The organism is Kutzneria kofuensis, assembly GCF_014203355.1.
Taxonomy (GTDB): domain Bacteria; phylum Actinomycetota; class Actinomycetes; order Mycobacteriales; family Pseudonocardiaceae; genus Kutzneria; species Kutzneria kofuensis.
The window spans coordinates 4,427,364-4,442,830 of sequence record NZ_JACHIR010000001.1 but is presented as its reverse complement, the minus strand read 5'-3'; the positions used below and the strand labels follow the sequence as shown (position 1 = coordinate 4,442,830).

Here is a 15,467-nt window from a genome sequence, read left to right as displayed (position 1 = left end):
TGACTCGTCGGACGTGCGAGGATCGGCGCATGTCAGCGTCGACTCCGCGCCCCGGTTCGCACGGCACCCTGATCACGGTCGCCCCGACCGGCGCCGAACACGCCAAGGCGGACGTCCCGAACCTGCCGGTGACCCTGGACGAGCTGGTCAGCACGGCCAAGGACTGCGAGCGGGTGGGTGCGTCGATGATCCACGTGCACATCCGCGGCACGGACACGAAGCCGACACTGGACCTGGGACTGCTGAAGGCGACGGTGTCGGCGCTGCGGGCCGAGACGGAGCTGGTGGTCCAGCTGTCCACCGGCGGCGCGGTCACGGATCCGGAGGAGAACCGGCTGCGCGTGCTGGAGGCGGGTCCGGACTCGGCCTCCTGCACGATGGGCACGGTCAACTTCGGCGACGACGTGTTCATGAACCGCTGGGAGTTCATCGTCGAGCTGCACAAGCGGATGCAGGACCGGGGCATCGTGCCGGAGTACGAGATCTTCGACCTGGGCCAGCTGACGAGCCTGCACCGGCTGCTCGACCAGCACGGCCTGCCCGCGGGCGGGCACGTGCACGTGGACCTGGTGATGGGGGTGCCGGGCGGCATGCCGGGCGACACGGAGACGCTCGCGGCGGCGCTGCGGATGATCCCGGACGGCGCCACGTTCTCGGCCACCGGGATCGGCCGCTCCTCCATACCGGTGATGTTCGCGGCGCTGTCGGCGGGCGGTCATCTGCGCGTCGGCATGGAGGACACCATCTCCTACGCGCGGGGCGAGCGGGTCCGGGACAACGCTCAGCTGGTGGCCAGGGCCAGTGGCCTCGCCCGGATAGCCCAGCGGCCGCCGCTGGCGGCGGACGAGGTGCGCAAGCTGCTCGGAGTGCAACGGTCCGGTTGAAACCGACCCTCAGGTGTTGGCGGGTGACGGCAGTGTGCTTCAGGATGGCGGTGTGATCGAGGTCCGTCCTGGCGGGCGGCGGCGCATCGACCGGGTGCTCGCGCCGGACTACACGGCCGGTGTCGAGCAGCGTCCGCTCGATGAGGTCCGCGCGCTGCGCGATGAGGCGGCGCAGGAGGAGACCGACCTGTCCTACCTGCGTCGGCTGCTCCACGCCCGCATCGACATCGTGAAGGCGGAGCAGCAGCGCAGAGTCGAGGGCGGCGGCGCCTCCGTGGTGGACCGCCTGGTCTCGATCCTGTCCGAGAACGCGGTCGGGCCGGCCACCGGCCTGGGCCGCTACCAGACGATGGAGCCGTCCCGCGCCGAGGCGCACCGCCGGCACGTCGAGGCCCTCGTCTCCGACGTCGACCTGTCCGACGTGGCGTCCCTGTCCGACGAGAAGCTGGACCAGGCCCGCCAGGCCTTCGTGGCCGAGGAGGCCTCGGTCTCCGCTCGCCGGCGCGAGGTTCAGAACGTGATGGATCGTCTCAACGCCGAGATCGCGGGCCGCTACCAGCGCGGCAGCGCCTCCGTGGACGACCTGCTGGCCAACGAGCGGACCCCACGCGAAGCGGAATAGCACGCACCGCGCCAGCCGTCCACCCCCAGATGCCGTGAAAGCGCCCTTTCCTGGCGTTGAACGAGTGGAATGGTCCTTTCCAAGCGGTCAGGTGGGGTCAGCCGAGGCGTTCCTTGCCGGCGAGTTCGCCCCAGAAGTCACGGAGCTGCTCGTAGCGGCTGGCGACCTCGTCGGCGTCGCCGGACTCCATGGCGTCGACGATGGCGTGCACGTCCTGGGCCGAGGTGTCCTCCAGCAGCTCGTCGTCGTCGAGCAGCTGGACGAGGCCGCCGTAGTCGAGCTCGACGGCCGAGTGCGGGTGGAAGTGCTCCAGCCAGCGGCCGGTGTCCTTGAGCACCCGGGCCGGGCCGTTGTCGCCGAGCGACTCGCGGACCACGGAATGCGCCCGCGCCACCCGCCGGCGGGCGTCGGCCATGGCGATGCGCCAGGCGACCTGCCGCTCGCCGTCCTCACGGGGCGCCAGGATGATGTGCCTGCTCTCCGGGTCGACGAGCGAGAACCACGGCAGCGGCACCGTCCACGTGGTGGACACCACATGCACCGCACCGCCGGCCAGCTCCGCCATCACGGCTCCGGCCCGGGTGCGGGCGATGTCGGCCGGGATGGTCAGGGCGGCGGCCTTCAGCACCCCCGAGGAGGTGCTCAGGAAGCCCACCAGGGCCGCCGCGGACCGGGGCCGCATGTCCAGCGGGCAGACGAGGGGTCCGGGGCCCACGGTGGCGCTCTCGCTGGTCGGCACCTCCGCCGGATCCAGCACCAGCACGTCCAGCGGCGCGTTGGGGGCCGGGCGGCCGTCGGAGAGCTCGCCGGGCAGCAGCCGGGGCGGCGACGCCAACTGTGAGCGGAGCCACAGTTCTCGTTCTCGGTCGCCGACCTCCGCCCGGGTCAGCGGGCCGTCCTCGACGGCCTGGCGCAGCCTGGCGGCCAACGGAGCGTCGAAGGCCGACAACGGTTCGTACACTCGGAGGTAAGCGGAGAACGGGCGCGGCACACCCGAATCGTGCCACGACCGCGGGCCCGACCGGGCGTCGGCGAGGTGTCGTGCGGTCCACAAGCAAGCCGCGTCGCATCGAACCCCATCGACACGGTACGGTAGTTACCAGGAACCAGTTGTCGTGACGAGTGGGGCCGCCGATCCCCCGGCCGCCCCCGTCCCTGTGCGAGGGGGTCGAGCCATGGGGCGCGGCCGAGCGAAGGCCAAGCAAACGAAGGTGGCCCGAGAGCTCAAGTACAGCTCCCACAACACGGACTTCGACGCCCTTCAGCGCGAGCTGTCGGGTCAGAACCAGTCCGGTGTGGGCACGCATGACGATGAGCACGCGGAAGACCCGTACGACGATTACGACGACGACTACCGTCGTTGACGCGTCTGCGACGTGGCGAGGGTTGAGCTGCCGGGCGACCGGCCGCTCAGCCCTCCCTTTTGCCTACCCCTCGGCCCGGTAGTCACCGATCCGGCAGGACCAGTGACCCGGGTCGTACGGGCATAGCCACACAGCGACGTCGCGCACCTCCGGCGCCAGCGAATGCTCGTGTCCCGGGCACGGTGGCAGCGGCTTGCCGTACTCCTCGACGAACGCGTTCTGGAGCTTCGCGGCCAGGTCGCCGCGCAGCTGCTCCACGCTTGCCCGCAGCATGCGCACCGGCACCCCGAACGCCGTGCGGCGGACGTGGTCGAACCACACCGTGAAGGTCAACAGCGGACGTCCGGCCGGATCGCCCACCTCCACCCGGAGCTTCGGGTGCACGGTGGGCAGCGCCACCGTGATGTCGTCGACGATCTGCGCCACCATCCGGCACAGGCCGTCCGGCAAGTGGTCCGGGCAGAGCACCGGGACACGCTGGGAGTGCATCCCCTCGGACGATAGCCGTAGTCGATCAGCCCCGCCGGATAGTCACCCCATGGCGGACACGCGCGACACCGTGAGCGGGCGGATCGCCGGCATCGTCATCCAGGCCGTCACGGTGCACATCGGCTCGTCGATGCGCGCCGCCCTGGCCGGGTGCAGCCGACGATCAGTGCGACAGGTAGCGGACCTGCTTGGCCTTGGCCTCGTCCAGCTCGGCGCGGGCGGCCTGGACCTCCGGGCGGTGCGAGGTCTGGGGGACGCCGACCTCCCACCACGCGCCGGCTTCGGTCCACGACGCCGGGTGGGTCTTGACGGTCACCACGGCGACCTTGCCCTCCGAAGCAGCCGAGCGGGCGGCCGCGTACTGGGCGGGGAAGGAACCGGCGTCGGCCTCGAAGACGGAGCAGCCCAGGGCGGCGGCATGGGCGGCGAAGTCGACACGAGGCGGCTCGGCGAGGGAGCTGCGGCAGTCGGCGTACATGTTGTTGTAGCCGGCGGCCCCTTGGCCCGTTTGGAGGCGGTGGATGACGGCGTAGCCGTCGTTGTCGCAGACGACCGCCACGAAGCCGTGGCCGGCGAAGGCGGCGCTGAACAGCTCGGAGTTGAGCATGAGATAGGAACCGTCACCCAGAAGAGTGGTGACGACGCCGGAGGTGCGGGCCATGGCGGCGCCCCACGCGCCGGCGATCTCGTAGCCCATGCAGGAGAAGCCGTACTCGACGTCCATGGTGGCCGGCCCGGTGGCCCGCCAGCCGCCGATGAGCTCGCCGGGGAGACCGCCGGAGGCGGTCATCACGTAGTCGTCGGGGCCGGACTGGTCGTTGACCATGCCGACGACCTGGGCATAGGTGAGCTCGCCGGACGGGGCCCGGAGCTTGTCGATGTGGGAGTCCCAGCCGGCGCGGGCGGCCTGGGCGCGGGCGGTCCACTCGGCGGGAACGGACCAGCCGTCGAGCCCGAAGAAGGTGGAGAGGGTGGCGCGAGCATCGCCGACGAGGGCCACGGCGCCGTGCTTCACGGCGTCGAAGCGGGCGGCGTTGACGCTGATCAGCCGGACGTCCGGGGAGAAGACGGACCACGAGGCGGTGGTGAAGTCCTGGAGGCGGGTGCCGACGGCGATGACCAGGTCGGCCTCGGCGGCCAGCTCGTTGCCGGAGGTGGAGCCGGTGACACCGAGGGGGCCGGCGTGCAGGGGGTGGTCGTGGGCGACCAGGGTCCGGCCGGCGGTGGTCTCGGTGATGGGTATCCCGTAGCGCTCGGCGAAGCCGATGGCGTGCTCGACGGCCCCGGAGTAGCGGACGCCGCCGCCGAGCACCAGCAGCGGCCGCGAGGACTCCTTCATGATCTCCACGGCGTCCCGCACCGACCGGGCGTCCGGCTGCGGCCGCAGGACGCGGTGCACGACGGGTTCGAACAGCGACTCGGGGAAGTCGAAGGACTCGGCTTGCACGTCCTGCGGCAGGGCCAGGGTCGCGGGCCCGCAGTCGGCCGGGTCGGTGAGCACGCGGGCGACCTGCGGCAGCGCGGCCAGCAGCTGCTCGGGACGGGTGATCCGGTCGAAGTACCGGCTCACCGCCCGGAACGCGTCGTTGACGCTGGCGGTGCCGTCATGGAACGGCTCGATCTGCTGGAGAACGGGATCCGGCGCGCGGCTGGTGAAGGTGTCGCCGGGCAGCAGGAGCAGCGGCAACCGGTTGGCGTGCGCGACACCGGCGGCGGTGACCAGGTTCAGGGCGCCGGGGCCGATGGACGTGGTGGCGACGCCGACCTGCCGGCGATCGGTGGCCTTGGCGTAGCCGACGGCGGCCAGGGCCATGCCCTGCTCGTTGTGCCCGCGCCACACCGGCAACTCGTCCCGGTGCTCCTCCAGCGCGGTGCCGAGCCCGAGCACGTTGCCGTGCCCGAAGATCGCGAACACGCCGGGGAACAGCGGCACCTCGGTGAGGTCGTGCAGTTCCGTCCGCTGGGCGATCATCCAGCGGACCAGGGCCTGGGCGGTGGTCAGCTTCATCGCACGCGTCCCTTCGCGGAGGTCACCGGGCAGCGCGGGTCCGGGGGCGTGGCGGCCCAGGTGTCGCGCACCCAGCCGTGGGTGGGGTCGTCGCAGAACGCCATCGAGCGGTCGTCGGCCGGCCCGGCCAGCACGTTCAGGTAGTACATGGGATAGCCGGGCGCGGCCACGCACGGGCCGTGATAGCCGCGCGGGATCAGGAACACGTCGCCGTCGCGGACGGCGACGTCCTCGTCGATCTCACCGTCGGCGGTGTAGGTGCGGTGCAGCCCGAAGCCGTCCCGCGAGGTGTTCACGCCGTCCCGGCCGGCGATCCGGAAGTAGTAGATCTCCTCGTTGACGACCTCGCACTCGGTCGCCTCGTCGTGCTTGTGCGGCGGGTACGAGGACCAGTTGCCGTCGGGCGTGATCAGCTCGCACGCGTTGAGCTTGTCGGCGTGGTCCCACACGCCGGGCACGCCGAAGTTGGTGACCTGCCGGGTGGCGTTGCCGGCGCCACGGACCTCGACCGGCACGTCCTCGGCCGGCCCGTACTTCGGCTCCAGCCGGCGGCTGCAGCGGGCCATCGGCAGCGCGACCTCGACACCGTCCCGAGTGGACAGCGTGACGGTGGCATCCCTTGGCACGTAGGCAAAGTCGGTGACGCGCGTGAACACGGAGTCGCGCCCGGAAAGCTCGAAGCGGAGACCGTCGACCTCGACCACGCAGCCGCCGGACAGCGGCAGCACGAACGCCTCGAACTCGCCGGTCTCGATCACCCGGGAGGTGCCCGGATGCAGCAGCAGCACCCGCAGGCCGGTCCACGACCAGCCGGCGTCCTCCGGCGCGAGCCGGACCGGGTCCTCGCCGTCCGACAGTGTCCCGAGTGGACGGTGCAGGCTCACGACGCGACCTCCAGAACCTTCGCGGCGGCTGACACGGCGGCGGCGACATCGCCGTCGGGCGGGTAGAGCAGGGCACGGCCGACAACCAGCCCGCGCACCACCGGATGCGACAAGGCGCTACCCCAGGCGGCGAGGTCGTCGGCGGGATTGCCGGACGGCACGCCACCGAGCACGACCACCGGCAGCGTGGTGGTGTCCAGCACCTTCTCCTCCGACGGCGCCGGCAGCTTCAGCCAGGTGTACGCCGAGGTGACGCCCAGCGCGGACGCGACCGTGATGGCCCGCGCCAGCGACTGGGCATCCTTCTGCAGCACCAGCTTTCCCGAGGAGTCCCGGGTGTACGGCAGCGGCTCGACCATCGCCATCAGGCCCTGCCCGGCCAGGTCCGTCACGGCGTCCGCACAGCCCTGGAGCGTCGGGATGGTGCCGGCGTCGGAATCCACGATGCGCAGCAGCATCTTGCCGCCGTCCAGCCGACAGTCCGAAATGGACTGACCGTCGTAACCGGTGAACCGGTCCTCGATCTCCCAGTCGGCGCCGGCCAGGCCGCCGCGGTTCATCGAGCCGATGACGATCTTGTCGTGCAGCGCGTCGAGCAGCAGCAGCTCCTCGACGATGTCCGGGGTGGCCAGCAGGCCGTCCACCGCCGGGTTGGCCAGCGCCGTGAGCAGCCGGTCCAGCAGCTCACGGCGGTCGGACATGGCCAGCGGATCGCCGCCGACACCCAGCGCCCCTCGTGCCGGGTGATCGGCCGCGACGAGGAACAGCGTGCCCTTGTCGGACAGCAGTGCCGGCCGGCGCCGCCTGGTCGCATACGCGACCGCCACCGCATGCGGGTCGGTCGCCCTGGTGTGCAGCAGGCCGGCCCACTGCTCGTCAGTCAACAAGGGAAAGCAACTCCTCGATCTCGCCCGCGTCGGGCATCGCGTCGGCGCAGGCCAGCCGGGACGCGACGATCGCGCCGGCGGCGTTGGCGTGCCGGGCGATCGTCGCCGGGTCCCAGCCGGCGAGCAGGCCGTTGATCACCGAGCCGCCGAACGCGTCGCCGGCCCCCAGCCCGCAGACCACCTCGACCCGTTGCGGCGTCACGGTTTCCCGGTGCTCGGGGGTGGCGACGAGGACGCCGTCCGCCCCCTTCTTCACCAGGGCGAGGGAAATCCCCCGGGCCAGCAGCCGGTCCGCGGCCTCGTCCGGGTCCGCGGTGCCGACCGCCACCTCGACCTCGGCGCGGTTGCCGACGGCGACCGTGACGTGGTCGAGCATCCAGCCGATCTCCGCCCGCGCGGTGTCCACATCGGACCAGAACATCGGCCGGTAGTCCAGGTCCAGCACCGTGTGCCCGCGACGAGCCCGCCGCTGGAGGATCTTGCGCTGGGTCGAGCGGGCCGGTTCGGTGCACACGCCGGTTCCGGTGACCCACAGCAGCGGCACGTCCTCGACGACGTCCCACGGCACGTCGGCCTCGGTCAGCGTGAGGTCCGGCGCGATCGGCAGCCGGTAGAACAGCAGCGGCGGATCGGCCGGCGGGTTCAGCTCGCAGAACACCACCGGCGTCAGCAGGTCCGGCGCGGTGCCGACGAACTCCGGCGACACGCCGAAGCCCGCCAGCGCCTGCCGGACGTAGTCGCCGAAGCCGTCCGGCCCGACCTTGGTCAGCACGGCCGTGCGCCGGCCGAGCCGGGCGGCGGCCACCGCGACGTTGGTGGCCGTGCCGCCCAGGGACTTGGCGAAGGTGCTCACGCCGGCGAGCGGCACGCCGCTCTGCTCCGGGTACAGATCGACCCCGACCCGGCCGACCGTGAGCGCCTCCAACCGCGTGTTCACGATGCCGCACCACGAAGTTCGTGCTGCAGCGCCTCCAACTCCGCGCCGCCGGCCATCTGCCTGGTCAACTCCTCCAGGCTGATGTCCTTCTTGTCGAAGCACCCCAGGCTGCGGCCCCGCTTGAGCAGCAGGAACCGGTTGCCCACCGGGTAGGCGTGGTGCGGGTTGTGCGTGATCAGCACGACGCCGAGGCCGCGGTCGCGGGCCTGGGCGACGTACTTGAGCACCACGCCGGCCTGCTTCACGCCCAGCGCCGCGGTCGGCTCGTCCAGGATGAGCACCTTGGCGCCGAAGTGCACCGCGCGGGCGATGGCCACGCACTGCCGCTCGCCGCCGGACAGCGTGCCCACCGGCTGCTCCGCGTCCCGCAGGTCGATGCCCATGTCGGCCAGCGCCCACCGGGTCTCGTCCTTGGCCTTGCGCCGGTCCAGGATCCGGAACGGCCCGAAGCCCTTCGTCGGCTCGGAGCCGAGGAAGAAGTTGCGCCACACCGACATCAGCGGCACCACGGCCAGGTCCTGGTACACGGTCGCGATGCCCCGGTCCAGCGCCTCGCGCGGCGAGGACAGCTGCACCGGCTCGCCCTCGACCAGGAACTCGCCGGCATCGTGCTGGTGCAGCCCGGCCAGGATCTTGATCAGGGTGGACTTGCCGGCGCCGTTGTCGCCGAGCACGCAGGTGACCTCGCCCGCGTTGACCACGGTGGACACGTCCCGCAGCGCGATCACGCTGCCGTACGTCTTGCCGACGCCGCGGACCTCCAGCAGTGAGCTCATCGCCGCACCCTTTCCGCCCTGGCCCGGAAGCCGTTGTTCACCAGCACCGCGGCCAGCAGCATGATGCCCAGGAACAGCTTGAACCAGTCGCTGTTCCAGTGCGCGTAGACGATGCCCTGGTTGGCCATGCCGAAGATCAGCGCGCCGATGGCGGCGCCGACCGCCGAGCCGAAGCCGCCGGTCAGCAGGCAGCCGCCGATGACCGCCGCGATGATGTACTCGAACTCCAGGCCGATGCCCTGGTTGGCCTGCACGGTGGTGAACCGCAGGATGTTGATCGTCCCGACCAGCCAGGCCGCGCCCGCGGTGGTCATGAACAGGACGATCTTGCTGCGGCCCACCGGCACGCCGACCGCGCGGGAGCTGGCCGCGGAGCCGCCGACGGCGAAGATCCAGTTGCCGAAGCGGGTCCGCACCAGCACCCAGGCCGCCAGCGCCGTCACCACGATCCACCACACGATGGAGATCGGGAACGACGTGCCGGCCAGCGAGAACGTGGACGCGAACAGGTAGCCGGCCGAGGCGTAGCCCGGCGCGGTGGCGATGCCCGACACCTGGACGGTGCCGGTCACCAGCGTGGTCACGCCGAGGTTGATGCCCTGCAGCGCGAAGAAGGTGCCCAGCGTGACGATGAAGCTGGGCAGCTTCGTGCGCATCACCAGCCAGCCGTTGAAGGCGCCGACCGCCAGCGCGAACACCAGCGACACCAGGATGGCGAGCCATACGTTCACGCCCAGCTTGGTGGCCAGCATCGCCGTCACCAGCGACGTGGACGCGGTCATGACACCGGCGGACAGGTCGAACTCGCCGCCGATCATCAGCAGCGCCACGGCGACCGAGACGATGCCGATCGTGGCCGAGGTGTCCAGCCACGTCGAGATCCCGGCCGGCGTGACGAACTGACTGGTGATCACCGTGAAGAAGACGAACACCACCAGCGCGCCGATCAGCGCGCCGATCTCCGGCCGGACGGCCAGTCGGTTGAGCAGGCTGGGACTGGCGATGCGCTCGTCGGTCGTCAGCGTGCCCGAGAAATCACTCATCGGGTTCCCCGTGCGGCGTACTGCGCCACCTTGTCCACATTGGACTTGTCGACGAAGCCGGGCCCGGTGAGCACGGGCTGGCCGCCGCCGACGGTGTTCGCGTTGTCGTGGTAGAGCTTGAGCATCACGATCGGCAGGTAGCCCTGCTCGTACTGCTGCTGGTCGACCGCGAAGGCGATCTGGCCGGACTTGATGGCGCTGACCACGTCCGAGTTGAGGTCGAAGGTGGCCACGGTGGCCTTGGAGTTGGCCTCCTTGGCCGCGTTCACCGCGGACAGCGCGATCTGCGGGTTGAGGGTGAGCACCGCGTCGATCGACGAGTCGGTCTGCAGCGCGCCCTTGATCTTGGCCTCGACGTCGGTCGGGTTGTTGATGTCGACCTGCAGGTTGGTGGTCTTGCCGAAGCCCTGCTTGGCGCCGTCGCAACGCTGCGACAGGCCGACGTTGCCGGCCTCGTGGATCACGCACAGCAGGTTGGTCTTGCCGGCCGACTTGAGCTTGGCCCCGGCCTGCTGGCCGGCGATGCCCTCGTCCTGGCCGACGTGGGCCAGCGCGCCGAAGGCGGCGCTCTGCGACTGGCCGGAGTTGATGGTGATGACCGGGATGCCGGCCTTGACCGCGGCCTGGATGGAGGTCTTGAGCGCGTCCGGGTTGGCCATGGACACGACCAGGCCGTCGACGTGCTGAGCGACCGCGTTGTCGATCAACTTCGACTGCGCCCCAGGATCGCCGTCGGAGTTGTAGGTGACGTTCACGCCCAGCTGCTTGCCGGCGTCGGTGGCGCCGTTCTTCACCACGTTCCAGAACGAGTCGCCGGCCGAGCCGTGCGTGACCACGGCGACGTTGATCGGGCCGCCGCTGGTCGCGGAGCCGTTCGCCGCGGAGCCGCCGCTCGAGGACGAGGAGGCGGGCCCGCTGCACGCGGCCAGCGCGATCGCGCCGGCCGCGGCCGCCATGCCAAGCAGGATCCTCTTGGACTTCTTGGACAACATTGTCGCTCCTGGGGAAGTGCGGCCGCCGGTTACAGGTCCCGGACGACCGTGTCGAGGTAAGCGATGCTCCGAGCGGTGTCACGCAGGGGCTTTGAGTCCCCCTCGGTGCCATCCTCGGTCAGGGCGGTGTCCTGCTCCAGGACGTACCACCCGGCGTAACCCGCCTCGTGGAGGAAGCGCACGATCGCGCCCACTTCCACATCGCCGTCGCCCAGCGGCACGTACATGCCCTTGGCGACCGCGTCGGCGTACCCGAGCCGACCCGACCGAACCTCGTCGGCGATCTCGGCCCGGACATCCTTGAGGTGCACGTGGCTGATCCTGGCGGCATGGCGCTTGGCCAGCTCGACCGGGTCCGCGCCACCGATCAGCAGGTGCCCGGTGTCCAGGCACAGCGGCAGGTCCGAGTCGGCCAGGAAGCGCTCGACCTCGGCGCCGCGTTCGACGTGCGTGCCCACGTGCGGGTGCAACACCGTCGACAGGCCGTGCCGGGCAGCGACATCCCGGATCGCGGCACAGGTGGAGATCAGGGTCGCCCACTGTTCATCCGTCAACTGTGGACGTTCGTCGTAACCGTCGAGACCCGTTGCGGCGGCGAGCACCAGCACCTCGGCGCCGCCCGCGGCGAGCACCTCGGCGGAGTGCTCGGCCTCGCGCAGAGTTTGCTCGGTGCGCGACGCGTCGTGCAGGACGACGGCCAGGAATCCGCCGACCAGAGTCAACTGGTGTCCGGCAAGCGTCTCACGCAGAACGGCCGGGTCCTCGGGCAGGTAGGCCGGCGGACCGAGCTCGGTCGCGCGCAGCCCCAGCTCGCTCATCTGCGACAACACGGTCCGCGGCGGCAGCACCCGGCCCCAGCCGGGCACCTCGCACACGCCCCAGGAGATCGGCGCGCCGGCGATCTTCACGGTGCTCACGCGCCCACCTCCGACAGCAGCCGGACCGGGTTGCCCGAGCGGCGGGACGCCTCGCACGCCTCCGCCAGACGCAGGCTGACCAGGCTGTCCCGAACCGGGGACGGATTGTCGGCACGACCGGCCACCACGTCGACGAACACCGCCATCTCGTTGAGGTACGCGTTGCGGAATCGTTCCGGGAACCCGGGGTAGGCGTCAATGGACACCTTGGGGCCGTCCGGTTCGAGCGAGGTCAGCGGGGTGCGAGGGTCTAGACCAACCGTGAGGGCATCCCTGCTGCCGAGGACCTCGATCCGGTGGTCGTAGCCGAGCGGGTCGTGCCGGCCGCCGGCGATCAGCGCATGCGCGCCACCGGCGAACTTGAGCGTGATCACCGCGTTGTCCACGTCGTCGGCGTCGGCGAAGGCCTGGTCGACCAGGACCGAGCCGGACGCGTACACCTCGACGACCGGCTCGCCGACCAGCCACGGAACGGCGTCCAGATCGTGCACGAAAAGATCGCGGAAGATGCCCCCGGACGCCGGCAGGTAGCCGAAGTCCGGCGGCTGGGCGTCGTTGCCCAGGGCGCGTACCAGGTACACCTTGCCCACCTCACCGGCCCGCAGCCGGCGGTGCAACTCGACGATCGCCGGGTCGAACCGGCGCTGGAAGCCGACCAGCACGGTGGCGCCGGCCGCCTCCACCTCGTCCACCAGGGCCTGCATGGTCGCCAGGTCGCTGGCAATGGGCTTCTCGCAGAGCACGGGGATGCCGGCGCCGATGCTGCGGCGCAGCATCTCCGGATGGGTGTCGGTCGGGGTGGCCAGCAGCACGCCGTCCGCGGTGAGCAGCGCGTCGAGGTCGTCGACGTGACTGGTGTCGGCGCCGAGCTCGGCGGCGGCCTGCTCGGCGCGGCCCGGCACCGGGTCGAACAGGACGACCTCGTCCACCTGGTCCAGGGAGGCGAGGTTGGCGGCGTGCATGGCGCCGATCCGCCCGACGCCGGCAACTCCGATGCGCATGTGCGGGATCTCCATCCGGTCCGTTAGAGCGCTCTATTGGTTGGAGCGCTCCAACCCTGTAGGGTGCGTCACACGGATGTCAAGGGGCGGTTTCACCCTTGTGACCTTGTATCGGTCAAGCCGGGAGGTGCGGATGGGTCGTCCGACCATGGAGGACGTGGCCGCGAGGGCCGGGGTGTCGCGCGCGCTGGTCTCGCTGGTCATGCGGGGCTCGCCCAAGGTCAGCGAGCAGCGGCGCAGCGCCGTGCTGCAGGCCGCCGAAGAGCTCGGCTACTCCCCGCACCTCATGGCCCGGTCGCTGGCCAGCGCCACCTCGACGGTGCTCGGCGCGATGGTGTCCGACCTGAACAACGCCTTCTTCGCCGAGGTGGTGGACGGCTTCGACGCCGCCGTCACCGAGCAGGGCTTCGACCTCATCATCAACACCGGCGGCCGCAGCCCGACCCGCGAGCGTCGCGCCGTCGACAGCCTCTTGTCGTTCCGGCCGGCCGGGATCGCGCTGCTCGGGCCCGTCGTTCCCGCGTCCACCATCGCCAAGGCGGCGGAGCAGTCGCCGCTCGTGCTGGTGTCCCGGGCGTCACGATTGTCCAGTGTGGACACGATAAACGACGACGGCGAGGTCGGCTCCGGGCTGGCCGTCGACCACCTCGTCGAGCTCGGCCACCGGCACATCGTCCACCTGGACGGCGGCGGCGGTTCGCAGGCCTCGTTGCGCCGCAAGGGATATGTCGCCGCGATGCAGCGGCACGGGCTGGAACCCCTTGTGGTGGCGAGCGAGTACACCGATACTGCTGGCGCCCGGGCCGTGCGCGGCCTGGTCTCCGCCGGCGGCCCGATGCCCACCGCGATCGTGGCCGCGAACGACTACAACGCCGTCGGGGCGATCTCCGCGCTGGAGGACGCCGGACTGCGCGTGCCGCAGGACATCTCCGTCATCGGCTACGACAACACGTCGCTGGCCGCGCTGCGGCACGTGTCACTGACCACTGTGGACCAGCCTCGGCACGAGATGGGCCGGCTGGCCGCACAGGCCCTGATCGACCGGGTGCGCGGCCGGACCGACGCGGTCCACCGGCTGCTGCACCCGTCCCTGGTGGTCCGCGCGACCACCGCGCCGCCACCACCATGAGCAGGAGGATTTCGACGTGAGTGTGACACCGCACTGGATCGACGGGGCCCGCACCACCGGCTCGTCGACCCGCACCGGTGACGTGTTCCGGCCCAGCACCGGCGAGGTGGCGCGCCAGGTGGCGCTCGCCGACCAGTCCGATGTGGACCTCGCCGTGTCGTCGGCGGTCAAGGCCGCGCAGTCGTGGGCCGACTCGTCGCTGTCCACCCGCAGCCGGGTGCTGTTCGCGTTCCGGCAGCTGGTGCACGACCACGCCGACGAGCTGGCCGAGATCATCAGCTCCGAGCACGGCAAGGTGGTGTCCGACGCCGCCGGCGAGGTGCAGCGCGGGCTGGAGGTCGTCGAATTCGCCTGCGGCATCCCGCATCTGCTCAAGGGCGAGCACTCCGAGCAGGTTTCCCGCGGCGTGGACGCGTACTCGGTGCGTGAGCCGCTCGGCGTGGTCGCCGGCATCACTCCGTTCAACTTCCCCGTGATGGTCCCGATGTGGATGTTCCCCGTCGCCATCGCGGCCGGGAACGCCTTCGTGCTCAAGCCTTCCGAGCGCGATCCGTCCGCATCCGTGCGGCTGGCGGAGCTGTTCGGCGAAGCCGGCCTGCCCGATGGCGTCTTGAACGTCGTGCAGGGCGACGCCACCGCGGTGAACGCGCTGCTCGATCACCCCGACGTGGCCGGGGTTTCCTTCGTCGGCTCCACGCCGATCGCCAAGCACGTCTACGCCCGGGGCACCGCCAACGGCAAGCGGGTGCAGGCGCTCGGCGGCGCCAAGAACCACATGGTCGTGCTGCCCGACGCCGACATCGACGTCGCCGCCGACGCGGCCGTGTCCGCCGGCTACGGCAGCGCCGGCGAGCGGTGCATGGCCATCTCCGTGATCGTCGCCGTCGGGGACGTCGCCGACCGCCTGGTCGAGGCCATCGCCGTTCGCACCCGGCAGCTGGTCACCGGGCCCGGCGACGACTCGTCGTCCCAGATGGGGCCGCTGGTCACCGGCGCGCACCGGGACAAGGTTGCGTCCTATGTGGACGCCGGAGTCGCCGAGGGCGCGACGCTCGTGGTCGACGGCCGCGGCTACGCCCCCGCCGGCTTCGAGAACGGCTTCTGGGTCGCGCCGACCCTGTTCGACCACGTCACGCCGGAGATGTCCATCTACCGTGACGAGATCTTCGGCCCGGTCCTGTCGGTCGTCCGGGTGGAGACCTTCGAGGACGCCGTCCGGCTGGTCAACGCCAACCCGTACGGCAACGGCACAGCCGTCTACACCGGCGACGGCCTCGCCGCGCGGGAGTACCAGCGGCGGGTGCACGTCGGCATGGTCGGCATCAACGTGCCCATCCCCGTGCCGATGGCGTACTACTCGTTCGGCGGGTGGAAGGACTCCCTGTTCGGCGACACCCACGTGCACGGGGCCGAGGGCGTCCGCTTCTACACCAGGGCCAAGGCCGTCACCGCCCGCTGGCCCCGCCAGTCCGGCATCGATCTGGGCTTCCCCACCAACGGCTGACGTTGCTGGAGGCGCTGGCCGGGCCCGTGC

Annotated in this window: 16 protein-coding genes; 5 read left to right on the top strand and 11 right to left on the bottom strand. The window is 71.1% G+C overall.

All coding sequences use genetic code 11. From position 1 onward, the window contains the following. The first annotated feature begins 29 nt into the window (after positions 1-29). Positions 30-884 (top strand): beta-keto acid cleavage family enzyme, encoded by an 855-nt coding sequence (locus BJ998_RS20595; protein ID WP_184863987.1) that lies wholly within the window; start codon positions 30-32, stop codon positions 882-884. A gap of 52 nt (positions 885-936) precedes the next feature. Further along, positions 937-1,506, top strand: a complete 570-nt coding sequence (locus tag BJ998_RS20590; protein ID WP_184863985.1) for an RsiG family protein — start codon at positions 937-939, stop codon at positions 1,504-1,506. 97 nt (positions 1,507-1,603) lie between these two features. Here the strand turns inward: BJ998_RS20590 and BJ998_RS20585 are convergent, their stop codons facing one another. Further along, positions 1,604-2,497, bottom strand: coding sequence for a DUF8083 family protein (locus BJ998_RS20585; RefSeq protein WP_184863983.1), 894 nt, complete (start codon positions 2,495-2,497; stop codon positions 1,604-1,606). A gap of 184 nt (positions 2,498-2,681) precedes the next feature. Here BJ998_RS20585 and BJ998_RS20580 point away from each other — a divergent pair, with 184 nt between their 5' ends. Next, entirely contained in the window at positions 2,682-2,870 is a 189-nt protein-coding gene (locus tag BJ998_RS20580; RefSeq protein WP_184863981.1) for a DUF3073 domain-containing protein, read from the top strand. 63 nt (positions 2,871-2,933) lie between these two features. Here the strand turns inward: BJ998_RS20580 and BJ998_RS20575 are convergent, their stop codons facing one another. From BJ998_RS20575 to BJ998_RS20530, 10 genes are all read right to left on the bottom strand, one after another. Next, on the bottom strand, positions 2,934-3,359 hold the full coding sequence (locus BJ998_RS20575) for a hypothetical protein (RefSeq protein WP_184863979.1): 426 nt from the start codon (positions 3,357-3,359) through the stop codon (positions 2,934-2,936). Between the two features lie 163 nt (positions 3,360-3,522). Further along, entirely contained in the window at positions 3,523-5,367 is a 1,845-nt protein-coding gene (gene iolD / locus BJ998_RS20570; protein WP_184863977.1) for a 3D-(3,5/4)-trihydroxycyclohexane-1,2-dione acylhydrolase (decyclizing), read from the bottom strand. After that, positions 5,364-6,251, bottom strand: a complete 888-nt coding sequence (iolB, locus tag BJ998_RS20565) for a 5-deoxy-glucuronate isomerase (RefSeq protein ID WP_184863975.1) — start codon at positions 6,249-6,251, stop codon at positions 5,364-5,366. Before iolB ends, iolD begins: the two co-directional genes overlap by 4 nt. Beyond that, a complete protein-coding gene (locus tag BJ998_RS20560) occupies positions 6,248-7,138 on the bottom strand; it encodes a Cgl0159 family (beta/alpha)8-fold protein (RefSeq protein ID WP_184863973.1) in 891 nt (296 codons plus the stop codon). Before BJ998_RS20560 ends, iolB begins: the two co-directional genes overlap by 4 nt. Continuing rightward, positions 7,128-8,075 (bottom strand): 5-dehydro-2-deoxygluconokinase, encoded by a 948-nt coding sequence (gene iolC / locus BJ998_RS20555; RefSeq protein ID WP_312890245.1) that lies wholly within the window; start codon positions 8,073-8,075, stop codon positions 7,128-7,130. Before iolC ends, BJ998_RS20560 begins: the two co-directional genes overlap by 11 nt. Then, a complete protein-coding gene (locus BJ998_RS20550; protein ID WP_184863971.1) occupies positions 8,072-8,851 on the bottom strand; it encodes an ATP-binding cassette domain-containing protein in 780 nt (259 codons plus the stop codon). Before BJ998_RS20550 ends, iolC begins: the two co-directional genes overlap by 4 nt. Then, complete coding sequence (locus tag BJ998_RS20545; RefSeq protein ID WP_184863969.1) at positions 8,848-9,894, bottom strand: ABC transporter permease; 1,047 nt, start codon at positions 9,892-9,894, stop codon at positions 8,848-8,850. Before BJ998_RS20545 ends, BJ998_RS20550 begins: the two co-directional genes overlap by 4 nt. After that, a complete protein-coding gene (locus BJ998_RS20540; protein ID WP_184863966.1) occupies positions 9,891-10,886 on the bottom strand; it encodes a sugar ABC transporter substrate-binding protein in 996 nt (331 codons plus the stop codon). The genes BJ998_RS20545 and BJ998_RS20540 overlap by 4 nt, the downstream gene beginning before the upstream one ends. Before the next feature lie 29 nt (positions 10,887-10,915). Further along, positions 10,916-11,803, bottom strand: a complete 888-nt coding sequence (locus BJ998_RS20535; protein ID WP_312890244.1) for a TIM barrel protein — start codon at positions 11,801-11,803, stop codon at positions 10,916-10,918. Continuing rightward, entirely contained in the window at positions 11,800-12,804 is a 1,005-nt protein-coding gene (locus tag BJ998_RS20530) for a Gfo/Idh/MocA family protein (RefSeq protein ID WP_184863964.1), read from the bottom strand. The genes BJ998_RS20535 and BJ998_RS20530 overlap by 4 nt, the downstream gene beginning before the upstream one ends. A 133-nt stretch (positions 12,805-12,937) precedes the next feature. Here BJ998_RS20530 and BJ998_RS20525 point away from each other — a divergent pair, with 133 nt between their 5' ends. Both BJ998_RS20525 and BJ998_RS20520 read left to right on the top strand, forming a co-directional pair. After that, positions 12,938-13,933 (top strand): LacI family DNA-binding transcriptional regulator, encoded by a 996-nt coding sequence (locus BJ998_RS20525; protein ID WP_184863962.1) that lies wholly within the window; start codon positions 12,938-12,940, stop codon positions 13,931-13,933. Positions 13,934-13,949: 16 nt separating this feature from the next. Further along, complete coding sequence (locus BJ998_RS20520) at positions 13,950-15,437, top strand: CoA-acylating methylmalonate-semialdehyde dehydrogenase (RefSeq protein WP_184863960.1); 1,488 nt, start codon at positions 13,950-13,952, stop codon at positions 15,435-15,437. Positions 15,438-15,467 lie beyond the last annotated feature (30 nt).